The 16,824-nt window shown below is 65.8% G+C and carries 17 protein-coding genes; 10 read left to right on the forward strand and 7 right to left on the reverse strand.

The annotated features are described in order from the left end of the window. Window positions 1-12: 12 nt before the first annotated feature. From ABGN05_RS08225 to ABGN05_RS08235, 3 genes are read right to left on the reverse strand one after another with little or no spacing between them, the layout of a single operon-like run. Window positions 13-735: a GntR family transcriptional regulator gene (locus ABGN05_RS08225; RefSeq protein WP_367953527.1), complete on the reverse strand. Its 723-nt coding sequence runs from the start codon at window positions 733-735 to the stop codon at window positions 13-15. A gap of 19 nt (window positions 736-754) precedes the next feature. Further along, window positions 755-1,915 carry an acetylornithine deacetylase gene (gene argE / locus ABGN05_RS08230; RefSeq protein WP_367953528.1) on the reverse strand — a complete coding sequence of 387 codons (1,161 nt, stop codon included), beginning with the start codon at window positions 1,913-1,915 and terminating at the stop codon, window positions 755-757. 7 nt (window positions 1,916-1,922) lie between these two features. Next, a complete protein-coding gene (locus ABGN05_RS08235; RefSeq protein WP_367953529.1) occupies window positions 1,923-3,107 on the reverse strand; it encodes a M24 family metallopeptidase in 1,185 nt (394 codons plus the stop codon). 190 nt (window positions 3,108-3,297) lie between these two features. On the opposite strand from ABGN05_RS08235, the gene ehuB reads away from it, so the two are divergent. From ehuB to ABGN05_RS08285, 10 genes are all read left to right on the forward strand, one after another. Continuing rightward, on the forward strand, window positions 3,298-4,143 hold the full coding sequence (gene ehuB / locus ABGN05_RS08240; protein WP_367953530.1) for an ectoine/hydroxyectoine ABC transporter substrate-binding protein EhuB: 846 nt from the start codon (window positions 3,298-3,300) through the stop codon (window positions 4,141-4,143). Window positions 4,144-4,249: 106 nt separating this feature from the next. Further along, on the forward strand, window positions 4,250-4,915 hold the full coding sequence (ehuC, locus tag ABGN05_RS08245; protein ID WP_367953531.1) for an ectoine/hydroxyectoine ABC transporter permease subunit EhuC: 666 nt from the start codon (window positions 4,250-4,252) through the stop codon (window positions 4,913-4,915). 3 nt (window positions 4,916-4,918) lie between these two features. Continuing rightward, complete coding sequence (gene ehuD, locus ABGN05_RS08250; RefSeq protein ID WP_367953532.1) at window positions 4,919-5,587, forward strand: ectoine/hydroxyectoine ABC transporter permease subunit EhuD; 669 nt, start codon at window positions 4,919-4,921, stop codon at window positions 5,585-5,587. Further along, the gene (ehuA, locus tag ABGN05_RS08255; RefSeq protein WP_367953533.1) at window positions 5,587-6,408 is read left to right on the forward strand and encodes an ectoine/hydroxyectoine ABC transporter ATP-binding protein EhuA; all 822 of its coding nucleotides are present in this window, start codon (window positions 5,587-5,589) and stop codon (window positions 6,406-6,408) included. Before ehuD ends, ehuA begins: the two co-directional genes overlap by 1 nt. Continuing rightward, window positions 6,405-7,412 (forward strand): hydroxyectoine utilization dehydratase EutB, encoded by a 1,008-nt coding sequence (gene eutB / locus ABGN05_RS08260; RefSeq protein ID WP_367953534.1) that lies wholly within the window; start codon window positions 6,405-6,407, stop codon window positions 7,410-7,412. The genes ehuA and eutB overlap by 4 nt, the downstream gene beginning before the upstream one ends. Beyond that, complete coding sequence (locus ABGN05_RS08265) at window positions 7,402-8,394, forward strand: cyclodeaminase (RefSeq protein WP_367953535.1); 993 nt, start codon at window positions 7,402-7,404, stop codon at window positions 8,392-8,394. The genes eutB and ABGN05_RS08265 overlap by 11 nt, the downstream gene beginning before the upstream one ends. A gap of 5 nt (window positions 8,395-8,399) precedes the next feature. Next, on the forward strand, window positions 8,400-8,894 hold the full coding sequence (locus tag ABGN05_RS08270) for an Lrp/AsnC family transcriptional regulator (RefSeq protein WP_367953536.1): 495 nt from the start codon (window positions 8,400-8,402) through the stop codon (window positions 8,892-8,894). A 121-nt stretch (window positions 8,895-9,015) separates the two neighbouring features. Continuing rightward, a complete protein-coding gene (locus ABGN05_RS08275; protein ID WP_367953537.1) occupies window positions 9,016-10,500 on the forward strand; it encodes an NAD-dependent succinate-semialdehyde dehydrogenase in 1,485 nt (494 codons plus the stop codon). Between the two features lie 34 nt (window positions 10,501-10,534). Next, complete coding sequence (locus ABGN05_RS08280) at window positions 10,535-11,905, forward strand: aspartate aminotransferase family protein (protein WP_367953538.1); 1,371 nt, start codon at window positions 10,535-10,537, stop codon at window positions 11,903-11,905. Window positions 11,906-12,225: 320 nt separating this feature from the next. Beyond that, window positions 12,226-13,167 (forward strand): acetamidase/formamidase family protein, encoded by a 942-nt coding sequence (locus ABGN05_RS08285; protein ID WP_367953539.1) that lies wholly within the window; start codon window positions 12,226-12,228, stop codon window positions 13,165-13,167. Window positions 13,168-13,187: 20 nt separating this feature from the next. Here ABGN05_RS08285 and ABGN05_RS08290 read toward each other — a convergent pair whose 3' ends face one another. From ABGN05_RS08290 to ABGN05_RS08305, 4 genes are all read right to left on the reverse strand, one after another. Next, a complete protein-coding gene (locus ABGN05_RS08290; RefSeq protein WP_367953540.1) occupies window positions 13,188-14,150 on the reverse strand; it encodes an NAD(P)-dependent oxidoreductase in 963 nt (320 codons plus the stop codon). 39 nt (window positions 14,151-14,189) lie between these two features. Then, a complete protein-coding gene (locus ABGN05_RS08295) occupies window positions 14,190-14,804 on the reverse strand; it encodes a nucleoside/nucleotide kinase family protein (protein ID WP_367953541.1) in 615 nt (204 codons plus the stop codon). Window positions 14,805-14,834: 30 nt separating this feature from the next. Continuing rightward, window positions 14,835-15,521 (reverse strand): D-lyxose/D-mannose family sugar isomerase, encoded by a 687-nt coding sequence (locus ABGN05_RS08300; RefSeq protein WP_367953542.1) that lies wholly within the window; start codon window positions 15,519-15,521, stop codon window positions 14,835-14,837. A gap of 123 nt (window positions 15,522-15,644) precedes the next feature. Next, window positions 15,645-16,676: a TRAP transporter substrate-binding protein gene (locus ABGN05_RS08305; RefSeq protein WP_367953543.1), complete on the reverse strand. Its 1,032-nt coding sequence runs from the start codon at window positions 16,674-16,676 to the stop codon at window positions 15,645-15,647. Between the last annotated feature and the right edge of the window lie 148 nt (window positions 16,677-16,824).

Consider the following 16,824-nt stretch of genomic DNA (forward strand, 5'->3'; position numbering starts at 1 on the left):
CCCCTCACGGGACTATTCGTTAGCCGGCGCAACGCCGCTCGCATGCTTGCGCAGGCGCGCGAAACTCATGGCGATGTGAGAGCGCCGGATGTGGCCGACCACCTCCAGATCCCCGATCTCGATCGCGGCGACGATATCGGCGACCTCGCGCTGGAAAATGCGGATCTCGTCCTCGATCATTTCCGTGAACCGGCTGAACCTCGACGCGGTCTTCAGCCAGATGCGGCTGGTCTGGTAGTAGAGACGCTCGCTGATCTCCCGCAGCGGCTCGTTGGCAGTCAGTCCGTTGAGCAGGTGGAAGAAATCCATGTTGGTGCGGGCGAACTCGCGCGGATCGGGCTGGCGGACGAGGTCGTCGCAACGCGCGAGCAGGGCGCGGAAATCGGCCATCCGCGCCTCTCCGGGCATGATCGGAGAGAGCTTGCCGATCAGTTCCGCCAGTTCCACCCGGAGCTGGTAGACCTGCTCCAGGCTGTCGATCTCGATGTCCGTGACGATGGTGCCGACGCCGTGCACGGAGCGCAGCAGGCCTTCCGCCTCCAGCTTCACCAGGACGCGGCGGATCGGCGTGCGGCTGACGTTGAACTCGGCCGCCAGGTCCTCCTCGCGCAGCCGCTCCAGCGGCGGATGGTCGAGCATGCATATGCGCGTCCGGAGCGTCCGGTAGATCCGGTCGAAGCGTTCGCGCGCGCCCTTCTCCGATGTTTCACCGTCAAGGCGGTGGGCGATCTCCATCTGCTTCGACCTTTCCCCCTCAAGCCGCCATCTTGACGCACAGTCTATCCAGCATGTCGAGGCAGGCCGAAAGCTGGTCGAGCGCGATGTACTCGTCCGGCTTGTGCGCCTGCGCGATCGAGCCCGGACCGCAGACGACGACCGACATGCCGAGCGCCTGAAACAGCCCCGCCTCGGTGCCGAAGGCGACAACGTCCGCCTCGGTCGTGCCGGTGAGCTCGAAGACGATGTCGCGCGCTTCGGATACGTCGACCACCTCGAGGCCCGCCACCTCGCCGATCGTGCGGGTGACGATGTCTGCCTGCGGCCAGACCGAATGCATGGCGGGCTTCAGGACCGTGTCGACATAGTCCGCGATGTCGCGCTTGACGAAATCAGCGTCGCCGGCCTGGACCGGCCGCACCTCCCACTCCACGCTGCACTGTCCGGCGATGACGTTGTGCGCGACGCCGCCGGCGATGCGTCCGACCTGCAGGGTCGTCCATGGCGGGGTGAAGCGGCTTGCGGCCGGCGCGCGCGCCTTCAGCGCCTCGCGCAGGTCGAGCAGGCGGGTGATGTAGCGCGTCGCGTACTCCACGGCGTTCACACCGAGTTCCGGACGCGAGGCATGGCCTTCGAGCCCGGTGAACTCGGTGGTGTATTCGTAGCAGCCCTTGTGTCCCTCGATGACGCGCATGGAGGTCGGCTCACCGATGATGGCGACCGACGGCTTCACGCCCATGCGCTCGATCTCGCCCACCAGCGTGCGCGCACCCATGCAGCCCACCTCCTCGTCGTAGGTGAAGGCGAAATGCAGCGGGCGCTTCAGCTCCACCGCGGCGAACCGCGGTGCCATGGCGAGCGCGGCGGCGATGAAGCCCTTCATGTCACATGTGCCGCGGCCGAAGAGCAGGCCGTCGCGCTCGTCCATGACAAAGGGATCGCTCGTCCAGTCCTGGCCCGTCACCGGAACGACGTCGGTGTGGCCGGAGAGGATCACGCCGCCGTCGCCCGCGGGTCCGAGGGTGGCGAAGAGATTGGCCTTGGTGCCGCTTTCGTCGCGCGAGAGCGACAGCGTGGCGCCGGCGCTGCTCAACAGGTCGGCGGCATAGGTGATCAGTTCCAGGTTGCTGTCCGACGAGACGGTCGGAAAGGCGATGAGGTCGGAAAGGATAGCGCGGGTTTGCGCCAGCGTGGTCATGCCGGGTTCAATTCTTCACGAACAGCTTGCGGGGACGGTTGCACAGGCATTCTGCGGCGCCGGTGTCGCGGATCAGGATGCTTTCGGTGATCTCCAGCCCCCAGTCGCTCATCCAGAGGCCCGGCATGAAATGAAAGGTCATCCCCGGCTCCAGGATCGTGTCGTCCTCGGTGCGGAACGAGATCGTCCGTTCGCCCCAGTCCGGCGGGTAGGAGATGCCGATCGGATAGCCGCAGCGTCCTTCGCGCTTGATGCCGGCCTTCTCCAGCGATTTGTACAGCGCATCCGCGACCTGCCCGGCACGGTTGCCGGCGCGGGCGGCTTCGAGCCCAGCCTCCAGTCCCTCGGCAAGCGCCTTCTCGGCGTCGAGCAGATACTGCGGCGGCGTTCCGAGGAAGACCGTGCGGCAGAAGGGCACGTGATAGCGGCGGTAGCAGCCCGCGATCTCGAAGAAGGTCGCGGTGCCTTCGTCGAACCGCCTGCCATCCCACGTCAGGTGAGGTGCGGCTGCGTCGGAGCCGCTCGGGAGCAGCGGGACGATGGCGGGATACTCGCCCCAGTCGTCGTCCACGCCACGGATGGCGTCCCCATAAATTTCGGCGACGAGGTCGTTCTTCTTCATACCCGGCTCGACGCGCTCCATGATGCCGTCGACGATCTTTTCCGAGATGCGCGCGGCGCGGCGCATGAAGACGATCTCCTCGTCCGACTTCACCGTGCGCTGCCAGTTCACCAGCGCGGTCGCGTCGATGAGGGTCGCATCGGGCAATTCTTCCCGCAGCACGAGATAGGCCTTCGCCGAGAAATAGTAGTTCTCCAGTTCCAGGCCGATGCGCTTGCGACCGTAACCGCGCTCGCGCATCAGCGCGGCGAGCGTCTCCATGGGATGCAGCTTCGGCGACTGGATGTAGTTGTCCGCATAGCTCGCCACGCGCTCGTCGGCCATCCAGACGGTGCGGACGGCGCCGTTGGCGTCCTGCCCCCGGCCCCACCAGATCGGGTCCTCGTCGTGGAAGACGATCACCCCCTGGTGCACGTAGAAGGACCATCCGTCGTAGCCGGTCAGCCAGGCCATGTTGGACGGGTCCTCGACGAAGAGGACGTCGATCTCCTTCGCCGCCATGGCGGCGCGGACCTTGGCGAGCCGGCGCTCGTACTCGGCCGGGCTGAAGGGCAGTTGTATGGCGGGCATGCTTCCTCCTGGCGCCGCGCGGAGCTGGCTCCCGCAACGAGCATCATCTTGTGTACATCTACTTCACGGACCACACGGCACGAAAGAGGCTTCCGTAGGGCTCATACGGAAAAATCCGTTGACAGCATGGTCATGGGGAATGATGTTGTGCACAACAAGCCAATAATGACAACGGGAACAGGAGTGCGCGATGAACAATGCCTTGTTGAAGACCATTCTGGCAGGTGTCGCTGCCATCACCATGGGCGCTGCCGTGGCGAATGCGGGTCCGTTGATGGACCGGATCGAGGCCGGCGAGCCGATCCGCATCGGCTTCGCCAACGAGATTCCGTTCGCCTATCCGGGGGATGACGGCAGCCCCAAGGGCTTCGTCAACGCCCACGCGCTGGGCGTGCTCGCAAAGATGGGCTACGACAACATCGAACCCGTGCAGACGGAATGGGGCGGGCTCATTCCCGGCCTGAACGCCGGCCGCTTCGACATCGTCACCGGCGGGATGAACATCCTGGCGAGCCGCTGCGAGAACATTGCCTTCTCCGAGCCCATGGCCAAGGTCGGCGACGCGTTCATCGTTGCCCCCGGGAACCCGAAGAAGATCGGCAACTACGAGAGCCTCGCCGAGAACGATGCCATCATGGTGACCGGCGCCGGCTATTCGAACATCGAGGCGGCGAAGGCCGCTGGCGTTGCGGAAGACAAGATCATGCAGGTTCCCGGTCCGACCGAAATCCTCGCGGCGGTCAGGGCAGGGCGCGCGGATGCCGGCGCGGGTACCTATTTCACGGTCAAGCAACTGGCCGACAGCTCCGGTGGCGCCGTCGAAGTCACCGATCCGAGCGCGATGCCCGAGGACGCGGTCAATTGGGCCGGCATCGGCTTCCGCAAGGACGACCAGGATTTCCTCGCCAAATTCAACGCGGCACAGAAGGAATATCTCGGCTCCGAAGAAATGATGAAGGCGGTCGCCGAATACGGCTATGGCGAGGGATCGCTGCCGGGCGACAAGACCACCGAATGGGTCTGCGCCAACCGCTAGACTGACGACCGGCGGACCGGGCAAGCCGGTCCGCCGCCCTTTCGCAGGTGGCCGCCCGGTCGCCCGCATCCCGCCTTCCCGGCCTTGATGGAAAGGTCTGCGCGGCATGTCCTATTTCGAATTCCTCGGACAGTACGGCGACCGCATCCTGAGCGGGACGCTGATCACCATCGTGCTCACCGTCCTCGCCGCATGCCTGGCGGTAGCGATCGCGCTGGCCGCCGGGCTGATGCGGATGGCGCCGAACCCGCTCGTGCGCGGCACCGCGACCGTCTACATCGAGATCTTCCGCGGCACCTCACTGCTGGTCCAGCTCTACTGGATCTTCTTCGTGCTGCCGCTCTTCGGCATCACGCTGGAGAAGTTCACCGCCGGCTTCGTCGCGGTCGGCATGAACCTGGGAGCGTACGGTGCGGAACTCGTGCGCGGCGCGATCCTTTCGGTCCCGCGGGGCCAGTGGGAGGCCGCGCTGGCGCTCAACATGTCTCCGGCCAAGCGCATGTGGCGGGTGATCCTCCCGCAGGCGCTGGTGATCATGCTGCCGCCCTGGGGCAACCTCATGATCGAACTCTTGAAGGGCACGGCGCTCGTGGCCCTGATCGCCGTCGCCGATCTGATGTTCCAGGCCAAGCAGATCAACGGCACAACGTTCTTGTCGGCCCAGACCTTCGGCACCGCGCTGATCATCTACTACATCCTCGCCCGTTTCCTGGTCACGCCCTTCATGCGCTGGCTGGAACGCTTCATGCTGCGCAAGCTGGGGAGGGCCTGAGCCATGTTCGACTGGCGATGGGATTTCACCTGGGAGATCTTGCCGCGCCTCATCCTGGCGACCGGCAACACGCTGTTGGCGGCGGGGCTGGGTTACGCCATCGCGGTCGTGCTCGGTCTCATCTTCGCGCTCGCCCAGCGGACCCCGTCGAGAGTGCTGACCAGGATTGTGCGCGAGGCGGTCGAGTTCATCCGCTCGACGCCGCTGGTGCTGCAGATCTTCTTCATCTTCTACGTTGGGCCGCAGTTCGGCCTGCGCCTGTCGCCATGGACGGCGGGCATGATCGCGATCGGCCTGCACTACGCGTCCTATCTCTCGGAGGTCTATCGCGGCGGTCTGGAAAGCGTTCCAAAGGGCCAGTGGGAGGCAGCGACCTCGCTCAACCTCTCGATGGCTCGGACCTATTTCCGCATCATCATTCCGCAGGCGCTGCCGCCGTCGCTTGCCGGCATGGGCAACTACCTCGTCGGCATCTTCAAGGATACGCCGATGCTTTCGGTCATCGGCGTCGCCGAATTGATGCACACCGCCACCGCGATCGGTTCGGAGACCTATCGCTATCTCGAGCCCTACACGCTGGTCGGGATCATCTTCCTGATGATCTCGCTGCCCACCGCCGCAGGCATCCGCGTCTTCGAGACCTGGGTACGCCGGAAACTGGGATTGAACTGATGACCGACGAAGACCTCTCCGCCTTCCCGCTCGTCCTCGAAGGCGACGACGTGCCCATGGTGAGCTTCAGGAGGGTCACCAAGCGATACGGCGAACTCGTCGTGCTCGACGCGCTCGACCTCGACGTCGCGGAGGGCGAGATGGTCACCGTCATCGGGCCATCCGGTTCGGGCAAGACCACCGTGCTCAGGATGCTGATGACGCTGGAGACGATCAACGGCGGCGTCATCTACGTGGACGGCAAGCCTTTGACCCACATGCCGGAAAACGGCAGGCTGGTGCGCGCCAACAGCAGGCACCTGCGCCAGATGCGCTCCAACATCGGCATGTGCTTCCAGCACTTCAATCTCTTCCCGCACATGACGGCGCTGGAAAACTGCATGGAGGGACCGGTCCACGTGCTCGGCATCCCGAAGAAGGAAGCGCGCGAGCGCTCCGAGGAGCTGCTCGAGATGGTCGGCATGGCCGAAAAACGCGACCAGCATCCCTCGCGCCTGTCCGGCGGCCAGCAGCAGCGCGTGGCGATCGCACGCGCGCTGGCCATGCGGCCCAAGGTGATGCTGTTCGACGAGGTGACTTCGGCGCTCGATCCCGAAGTCATCGGCGAGGTCACCAACGTGATCCGCCGGCTCGTCGCCGAACACAATCTGACGATGCTCATGGTCACCCACCAGATGGGCTTCGCCAAGGACATCTCGGACCGGGTCTGCTTCTTCTTCGGCGGTCGCATCGAGGAGCAGGGCACCCCGGACGAGCTCTTCGGCAATCCGCAAAAGGAGCGCACGCAGCAATTCCTGAGCGCGGTGAAGGAGGCGGCTTGAGCCTCTCGCTTGCCGATATTCTGGCCGCCGCCCGTACCATCCGCGACGTCGCGGTGCGCGCGCCCCTGGTGCCGTCGCCCTATTTGTCTGCTTTCTGCGGCCAGGACTTCCTGCTGAAACTCGAAAACACCCAGCCGATTGGCGCCTTCAAGCTGCGCGGCGCCGCCAACGCGGTGATGAACCTTCCCACCGACGTGAAGGGCGTGACCTGTTGCTCGACGGGGAACCACGGCCGCGGCGTCGCCTATGCGGCGCGGGCGCGGGGCCTGCGGGCGGTGGTGTGCATGTCATCACTGGTACCGAAGGCGAAGGTCGACGGGATCAGGGCGCTCGGGGCGGAGGTGCGCATCACCGGCAGGAGCCAGGACGAGGCGCTGGCGGAAAGCCAGCGGCTCGCCCGCGACGAAGGTCTTGCCGAGATTTCGCCCTTCGACGATCCGCTGGTCATCGCGGGACAGGGCACGATCGGGCTGGAACTGATGCAGGACCGGCCGGATCTCGACACGGTCCTGGTGCCGCTGTCCGGCGGCGGCCTGGCCGCCGGCGTGGCGCTGGCAGTCAAGGCGATCCGTCCGGATGCGACGGTCATCGGCATCTCGATGGATCGCGGCGCGGCGATGCACGCATCCATCCGCGCCGGACACCCGGTCGAGGTGGAGGAAGTGGCAAGCCTCGCCGATTCGCTCGGCGGCGGCATCGGATCGGACAACAGGCTCTCCTTTCCCCTCTGCCGAGACCTGCTGGACGACGTGGTGCTCGTCACCGAGGAGGAGATCTACCGCGCCATGCAGACGCTGTTTTACGAGGACCGCATGGTGGCGGAGGGCGCCTGCGTCGTCGGCATAGCCGCCCTGCAAGCCGGCAAACTACCCGCGCTGCGTGGACCTGTCGCCACCGTCATAACGGGACGAAACATGGACATGGAAGTCTTCCGGCAGATCGTCTCTGGAGAAGACGTGATACTCGGCGACGTCACACTGAAAGGCCGCCCCTATGCCGCATGACGTGACCGTGCTGACCGAACGCGATCTACGCGGGATCGTCGCGCTCGACCTCGCCACGGTCGCGGTGGTCGGAAAGGCTTTCGCCGCGCTGGCGAGCGGCAAGGTCGTCATGCCGCCGATCCTCTCCATGGCCATCCCGGAGGCCAACGGCGAGGTGGACGTCAAGACCGCCTACATTCCGGGCTTCGAGGGTTTCGCCATCAAGGTCAGTCCCGGATTCTTCGACAACCCGAAGCTCGGCCTGCCGAGTCTCAATGGACTGATGATCCTGTTCTCGGCGAAAACCGGACTGGTGCAGGCGCTGCTGCTCGACAACGGATACCTCACCGACATCCGCACCGCGGCGGCGGGCGGGGTGGCGGCTAAGCATCTCGCGCCGCAACGGGTCGAGACAGCGGGCGTGATCGGCACCGGCGCGCAGGCGCGACTGCAGATCGCTGCCGCGTTGCTGATGCGGCCGATCAAACGCGTTCTCGTCTGGGGCAGGGACGCCGGCAAGTCGGCGGCCTGCGCGCTCGATCTCGCCTCGCAACACGGCATCGACGCCGAGCCGGTCGACGATCCGGCGCGGCTGGTGGCCGAAAGCCAACTCGTCATCACAACCACGCCCGCCGAGCAGCCGGTGCTCAAGGCCGAATGGCTGCATCCGGGGCTGCACGTCACCGCCATGGGCTCCGACCAGGCCGGCAAGAACGAGATCGATCCGAAGGCGCTCGCCGCCGCCGACCTCTACGCCTGCGACCGGGTCAGCCAGTGCGAAAAGCTGGGCGAACTGCGCAGCGCCATCGAAGCCGGCCTGTGGAACAAGGGCACGCCGCCAGAACTCGGCGACATCGTCGCCGGCAAGAAACCCGGCCGCACCTCCGAGGACCAGGTGACGATCTGCGACCTCACCGGCACCGGCGCCCAGGACACAGCCATCGCCACCTTCGCCATGCAACGCGCGCGGACGGCCGGAGCGGGGTCGGTGATCTCGACCTGAAATCCATGCTGAAGCTCGACGAGCGCGACCTGAAGATCCTTTCCATCCTGCGCGAGGAGGGCCGCATCTCGAAGGCCGATCTGGCGCGGCGGGTGAACCTCTCGGCGGCACCCTGCTGGGAACGGCTGCAGCGGCTGGAAAAGGCCGGCATCATCAAGGGCTATCACGCCGACGTAGCGCTGAAGAAGCTCGGCGCCCATATCGTGGTCTTCATGGCGGCCGAACTGGAGCAGCACCGGGCGGAGGATTTCCAGATCTTCGAGCGCGCCATGGAGCGTCATGACGAGATCGTTGCCTGCTGGGCCGTCGGCGGAGGCTTCGACTACATCCTGCAGATCGTCACGCGGGACATCGACAGCTACCAGCGCCTCGTGGACGACCTCCTGCAGGCGCGTGTCGGGCTTGCCCGCTATTTCACCTATGTTGTCACCAAGCCTGTAAAACAGTCGGCGCGGCTGCCGCTCGACCTGATCGCGAAAGGCGGATCGCCAAAGGAATAGCGGGTGCCAACGCCGAAATCCGGAAGGATCGTTGGCGAAGCTCGCCGGGGACAAAGGTTCCTTCGGGCGATTCCGGACCAGAATCCCGGCATCAGAAGACTTGCCCCGGGAGCCGATCGCAATGCCGAACGTCGCATTCCTTCAGAAGACGTCCCTTTCCAGCCTGCGCGACCCGCGGCTGTTCCGCGAATACGCCTATGTGAACGGCGCCTGGACCGCCGGGTCGGCGCGCGACTTCATCGACGTCACCAATCCCGCCGACGGCAGCAGGATCGGCGCGGTGCCGGCGATGACGACCGCCGACACGGACGAGGCCATCCAGGCCGCGCACGTCGCCTTCGCCGCCTGGTCCGCCGAATTGCCACAGAAGCGGGCGCAGCTGCTGCGCCGCTGGTTCGACCTCATCGTCGCGGCGCGCCAGGATCTCGCGCATCTGATGGTGGAGGAGCAGGGCAAGCCGCTCTCGGAAGCGCTGGGCGAGATCGACTACGCCGCCTCGTTCGTGGAATACTACGCCGAGGAGGCAAAACGCCTGAACGTCGAGGGCGTGACCTCCCATCTCGCGGGCGCGGACATGTCCCTCGTGCGCCAGCCCTGCGGCGTGGCGGCGCTCGTCACGCCGTGGAACTTTCCCTCCGCCATGCTGACGCGCAAGGCCGCCGCCGCGCTCGCCGCCGGCTGCACCGTCGTCGCCCACCCTTCCTCCGAAACGCCGTTCTCGGCGCTGGCACTGGCCGAACTCGCCGAGCGCGCCGGTTTCCCGGCGGGCGTCTTCAACGTGGTGACCGGTCATGCGCCAGAGGTGGTCGGCGCGCTGACGGCCTCGCGGCTGGTGCGGGTCGTTTCCTTCACCGGCTCGACCGAAATCGGTCGGCTGCTCTATCGCCAGTCGGCATCCACTGTGAAGCGGCTGGTGATGGAACTCGGCGGCCATGCGCCCTTCGTCGCCTTCGCCGACTGCGACCTCGACCGCGCGGTGGAACGGGCGATCGGCGCCAAGTTCGCGACGTCCGGGCAGGACTGCCTGGCCGCAAACCGCTTCTACGTCGAGCGCCCGATCTACGAGCGCTTCGTCGAGGCCTTCGCCGCGAAGACGCGAGCGCTGACGGTGGCCCCCGGCCTGTCCAATCCGGACATCGGGCCGCTGATGAACGAACGTGCGGTCGAAAAGCAGGAAGCGCACGTCGCCGACGCGCTCGCCAGAGGCGCGCGGCTCGTCTGCGGTGGGAAGAGGCATGCGGCCGGCCCACTGTTCTTCCAGCCGACCGTGCTGGCCGACGTGCCCGAAGATGCGGCGATCTTCCGCGAGGAGACCTTCGGCCCGGTTGCGGCCTTCGCGCCCTTCGACCGCGAGGACGAGGTGCTGGCGCGGGCGAACGGCACCGAGACTGGCCTCGTTGCCTATCTCCATACCTCCGACCCGGCGCGCATCGCCCGCATGTCGCGGCTGCTGGAGTTCGGCATGGTTGCAGTGAACCGCACCAAGATCACCGGCGCGCCGGTGCCCTTCGGCGGCGTGAAGCAGGCCGGGCTCGGGCGCGAGGGGTCGCGCCACGGCATGGAAGCCTATACGGACATCAAATACATCTGCCGCGACGCCGCCTGAGCGCACCGGCCATCGCACGAACAGGAGAGAAAACATGCTGAAGAACGACCTGATCGACCAGTGGGACCGGGACCATTTCTTCCACCCCTCCACGCACCTTGCCCAGCATGCGCGGGGCGAGACGCCGAACCGCATCGTCACCGGCGGCAAGGGCGTGTTCATCGAGGACCGCGACGGCAACCGCCTGCTGGACGCCTTCGCGGGGCTCTACTGCGTCAACGTCGGCTACGGCCGCCCCGAGATCGCCGAGGCGATCGCCGCGCAGGCCAAGGAACTCGCCTACTACCATGCCTATGTCGGCCACGGCACGGAAGCCTCTGTGACGCTGGCGAAAATGGTGCTGGAACGCGCGCCGAAGAACATGTCCAAGGTTTATTTCGGCCTCGGCGGATCCGACGCCAACGAGACCAACGTCAAGCTCGTCTGGTACTACAACAACATCCTCGAGCGTCCGGAGAAGAAGAAGATCGTCTCGCGCTGGCGCGGCTATCACGGCTCCGGCCTGGTGACGGGTTCCCTGACGGGGCTGAAGCTCTTCCACGACAAGTTCGACCTGCCGCTCGACCGCATCCTGCACACGGAAGCGCCGTACTTCTACCGCCGGCCGGACCTCGCCATGAGCGAGGCGGATTTCGTCGCACATTGCGTCACGGAACTCGAAACGCTGATCGAGCGCGAGGGCGCCGACACGATCGCCGCCTTCATCGGTGAGCCGGTGCTCGGCACGGGCGGCATCGTTCCGCCGCCGACAGGCTACTGGGAAGCCATCCAGACCGTGCTGAGGAAGCACGACATCCTGCTCATCGCCGACGAGGTCGTGACAGGCTTCGGCCGGCTCGGCACCATGTTCGGGTCCGACCATTTCGGCATCGAGGCCGACATCATCACCATCGCCAAGGGGCTGACTTCCGCCTACGCGCCGCTGTCCGGCTCGATCATCTCGAAAAAGGTCTGGGAAGTGCTGGAGCGCGGCACCGACGAAAACGGCCCGATCGGCCACGGCTGGACCTATTCGGCTCATCCGATCGGCGCCGCGGCCGGCGTCGCCAATCTGAAGCTCATCGACAGCCTCGGCCTCGTAAAAAACGCCGGCGAGACCGGCGCCTACCTGAACAGCGCGATGAAGGACGCACTCGGCCGCCATGTCCATGTCGGCGACGTGCGCGGCGAGGGCATGCTGTGCGCCGTCGAGTTCGTCGAGGACAGGGAGAAGCGGACCTTCTTCGATCCGGCAAAAAAAGTCGGGCCGGCGGTCGCGGCGGCGCTCCTGAAGAAGGGCATCATCGCGCGCGCCATGCCGCAGGGCGACATCCTCGGTTTCGCCCCTCCGCTCTGCCTCACCCGCGCCGAAGCAGACGAGATCGTCGGCAAGGCGGCGGAAGCGGTGAAGGACGTGCTCGGCTGAGACTTCGGCAAATCTCCACTTGAAAGGCTTGCCGCAGAGCGCCGCGCCGTCGTCCCCTCCCCCTTGAGGGGAGGGTCAGGGTGGGGGTCCGCGCGTAGCGCGAGAAGGACCCATTTCCTTCGATCTATCGAAAATCTCTCCAACACTTGGCCCTATTGCGCCCTTCGGGCGGCCCCCCACCCCCAACCCCTCCCCTCACGGGGGAGGGGAGTCGCGGCGGCTCCTGCTGACTCCCGAAATTCGTTCCCTGACCCGCGTGCATTCGCCGTCGCTTGATGGCAACCTGACAGCCGCACCCCGCGACGAGAAGGAACCGCGCCATGGCAATGGGACAAAGGACGATCCATTCGGCGAACTGCCATTGCGGATGGGACAATTCCCTTCCGCCGGCGATGACGATCGCGCCCGGCGAAACGGTGCGCTTCGAGTGCCGTGATGCCGGCTACGGTCATTTCGGACCGGCCTCGGTCGACGCCGACGTGAGGGCGCTCGATTTCGCCCGGGTCAATCCGGTCGCCGGTCCGGTCTTCGTCGATGGAGCCGAGCCCGGCGATTGTCTGAAGGTGACGATCGGGAATTTCGAGCCTTCCGGCTTCGGCTGGACGGCGATCATCCCCGGCTTCGGCCTGCTCGCCGACCAGTTCAGTGAGCCGCGCCTGCATTTGTGGGAATACGACAGTCGGGCCGCCAGGCCCGCGATGTTCGGTCGCCACGCCCGTATTCCGCTGAAGCCGTTTGCCGGTACGATCGGCGTCGCGCCCGCGCAACCCGGACTGCATTCGATCGTTCCGCCGCGCCGGGTCGGCGGCAATCTCGACATACGCGATCTTTCGGCCGGCACCGTGCTTTATCTGCCCGTGGAGGTCCGCGGTGCGCTGTTTTCGGTCGGCGACACGCATGCCGCGCAGGGTGACGGTGAGATCTGCGGAACGGCGATCGAAAGCGCCATGGACGCGACGTTCACCTTCGATCTGATCAAGCGCAAGGCGCCGCCCATGCCGCGCTTCACTACACCCGGCCCGGTGACGCGCCATCTCGACGGCTCGGGCTACGAGGTGACGACGGGCGTCGGGCCCGACCTCATGGAGGCGGCGCGCAATGCCGTCTCCGGCATGATCGATCTTCTGGCTTCCACGCGCGGCATGGCGCCGGAAGAGGCCTACATGCTCTGCTCGGTCTGCGGCGATCTCCGGATCAGCGAGATCGTCGACGCGCCCAACTGGGTCGTGTCCTTCTATTTTCCGCGCATCGTACTGGAGTAGCCGTCCGGCCCTCGATCCGTTCAGGAAGATCGACCGGGCGGAAAGACCTCGTAGCCCGGTTCTTCCGGCTCGTCGTCGACCAGTTCCCGCGGGAAACCTGGCGCCAGGATCGACAGGCCGGTCGCCTCCTCGAGCCGGCGGATGATGTCGTCCGAGTTCGCCCGCTCGCCGTAGCGGCGCTGGCCGTCGCGAAAAATGTCGATCATCAGAGGCGATATCTCCAGCGGAATGCCGTTCCGTTCCGCGATCTTCTGGAAAAGGCCGATGTCCTTCATGACGAGGTCCATCGAGAAGTCGACGTCGCGCGAGCCGGAGAGGATCAGCTGGCTTTCGGTCTCGTGCACGAAGGACGTGCCGGAGGAAATCTTTATCGCCTCGTATGTCGTGGCGAGGTCCATGCCCGCCGCCTTCATGGTCACCAGTGCCTCGCACAGCGTCAGGAGGTTGGCAGTGGCGAGATAGTTGGTCATGACCTTCAGCGTCGAGGCCGTGCCGACCGGTCCGGTGTGCAGGATACGGCGGCCGAGCACCTTCAGGACCGGCAGGACGCGCTCGAACACCGCGCGGTCGCAGCCGGCGAAGATCGAAATGTTGCCGGTCGCCGCGCGGTGCACGCCGCCCGAAACCGGGCAATCGACGGCGGAAGCGCCGAGGGCGGCGACCTTTGCCGCCAGCCGCGTGATCTCGGCCGTGTCGGTGGTCGACATCTCCGACCAGATTTTTCCCTCTCCCAGACCGGCCAGTATGCCGTCGTCGGCTTCGACGACCTGCGCGGACGCGGCCGGCGAGGGCAGACAGGTGATCACCATGTCGCAGGCCTGCGCCATCGCGCGCGGGCTCTCCCCCCATTTCGCGCCGCCGTCCAGGAAACGCGCGGCGGCGCCGCGATCGAGGTCGCGCACCGTCAGGTCGAAGCCATTGCGCAACAGCGACCCGGCAAGCTTGCCGCCGACGTTGCCAAGCCCGATGAAGCCGATTTTCATGTGTTCGTCCCTGCTCCCAATATGCACGATCCGGTGGCACTACACCTTCAATTCCATGTCCGCGGGGCGGCGGCGCGTCAGAACGCGACGCGCATTGGGCAAGTCGTTGGAAAACACGCGGTCTCGCGCCTGCGCCGGCGCATGGCCGTGGGAAAGCCAGCGTTCCGTGAGTCGCCGCTCCAGCTCGGCCTCGGAAACGTCGAGGAACACCGCAAAGTCGAACATCGGTGCCAGTCCCGACCATGGCTCCTCGTCGGACAAGAGGTAATTGCCTTCGGCGAGCACGAACTTCACCTCGCTGCCGACGACCGAGGCGCCGGCACGCGAGAAATCCTCCGCCCGGTCGAAGAGCGGAATGACGACGTCGCTTTCGCGCGTCCGAATCCGCTGCAGGGTGGCGCGCAGGCCTCCGAAGTCGAACGTCTCCGGCGCCCCCTTGCGCGCCATCAGGCCGCGCGCCTCGAGAATCCGGTTGTCGAGGTGGAAGGCGTCCATCGGCAGGACGAATGCCGAACCTTCCGGCAGAAGGGGAACCAGCGCTTCGGCGAGCGTCGACTTTCCCGCAGCCGGCGGGCCGGCGATGGCGACGAGGACGCGCTCGCGGCCCGCGCCCTTGCGAAAGATGGCAGCGGCGAGATGGGCGATATCGGACATGCTCTTACCTCCCTTACATCCTCCTCGGTATCAGCCGAGCCACGTCCCGTAGTCGGACACGAGCAGATGGAGCGGCTCGACATCTTCCTCGATTCCGGAGAAGCGCTCGAGCGGCTCGGCGAAGACATTGTCGGTCAGGTCGTCGTTCACTGTCGAGACCTCGCCGACCAGAACGTCCTTTTCCTCCGCCCAGAAGGCATGCCACACGCCCGGCAGCAGCGTGACGCTCTCGCCGGGTGCGAGTCTTAAGATCCCGCCGGGCGGGAGCGTCCGCATCGCGCCGTCCGTCGGCACCGACACGGCGGCAGCCCGGCCGATCGAACCGTCCGGGGCCGAGGCGAAAAGCTCGATCGCCAGCGTTCCGCCTCCGCGGTTGACGATGTCCTCGGCCTTGATGACGTGGCTGTGCATCGGCGAGAGCTGGTCGCGCCGCGAGATCATGATCTTTTCCGCATAGAGCTTGCCGCGACCGCGCTTCAGATCGGCCGCCGTGCCGTTGCGCACTGTGAAGAGGAACAGGCCGAGCCGCTCGAAATCGCCCTTGCCGTAGTCGGTGATGTCCCAGCCAAGCCGCGCGTCGACGATTCCTGCGATGTCGTTGCGGCGCTCCGTCATCTCGGCAGGCGACCAGTAGGCGAACGGCGGCAGGCGGTATCCGAAGGAACGGATGAACTCGTCCGCTTCGGCAAGAATGCGATTGACGGTCGAACGCTTCATGCTCACTCCCGCAGTCCGTTCAGGGTGAGATTATCACCGAGCGAGGCGGCGGGAGAAGGACCCGCGAAAGGAAACGGCCGCGGTTTCCCGCGGCCGTCGATGTCCAGAGCGTGGTTTCGCGGCTTACATATTGCCGGAATACTTGTCGACCAGCGAGCGGGCTTCCTCGACGAGCGCCTTGCCGTCCTTGCCCTTGCCGTCCATCTCGGCTTCCCAGCCCTCGATAAGCGGCTCGGCGGCATCCTTCCAGCGCTGCGTCTCGGCTTCGTCGAGCACGATGATGTTGTTGCCGAGCTTTTCGGCGATCGCCTTGCCGGCGGCATCGCCCTCGTCCATGACGCGGCCGAAGAAGGCCGCGGTCTCCATGCCGGAATTCGCGTCGATGACCTTCTTCAGGTCATCGGGCAGAGCGTCGTAGGAGGCCTTGTTCATGGCGACGACGAAGGTCTGGGTGTAGAGCCCGTTCTTGCCGGAGAAGGTCGTATGGTTCTTCACCAGTTCGCTGACCTTCAGGGCCGGCGTGACCTCCCACGGGATCGTCGTGGCGGTGATGACGCCCTTGGAGAGCGCTTCCGAGACGGCGGGAACCGGCATGCCGACGGGCGTAGCGCCCAGCTTCTCGAGCATCTGGTTGATGACGCGCGAACCGCCGCGGATCTTGAGGCCGTTCATGTCCTCGAGCTTGTTGACCGGATCCTTGGAGTGGATCAGGCCGGGTCCGTGGGCGTGCCAGGCGATCACCTTCACGTCCGAGAACTCGTCCATGCAGTTCTTTTCGCAATATTCCTGGAACGCGCGCGACGTGGCCTCGCCCGTGGTCATCATGAACGGAAGCTCGAAGGCTTCAGTTGTCGGGAAACGGCCCGGCGTGTAGCCGATCACGGTCCAGATCAGGTCGACGGCACCGTCCTTGGCCTGGTCATAGAGTTCCGGCGGCTTGCCGCCGAGGGACATGGCGTCGAACTGTTCGACCTTGATGCGGCCGCCCGACTCGCTCATCACCTTTTCCGCCCAGGGCTTGATCGCTTTGGCGGGGATCGTCGCCTGCGGCGGCAGCATCTGGTGGAAGCGCAAGGTGACGTCCTGCGCGAAGGTCGATACGGTCATCGCGCCGAACGCGACGGCAGCGGCTATGGAGCATTTCAGCATTTTCATTGGAATTCCTCCCTTGGTCCTGCATTGTTATACGATAAAACCATTTGCGTTGCCAGTGGGCATCTTGGCATGACGATGTCCGACCGCGCATATGGTTGACGCTGGCCGGCATTCGCGGCGATCCGGCTCTTGAGTCGGAGCCGGCCCG

The sequence above is a fragment of the Aquibium pacificum genome, assembly GCF_040839445.1.
GTDB classification, from domain to species: Bacteria; Pseudomonadota; Alphaproteobacteria; order Rhizobiales; family Rhizobiaceae; genus Aquibium; species Aquibium pacificus.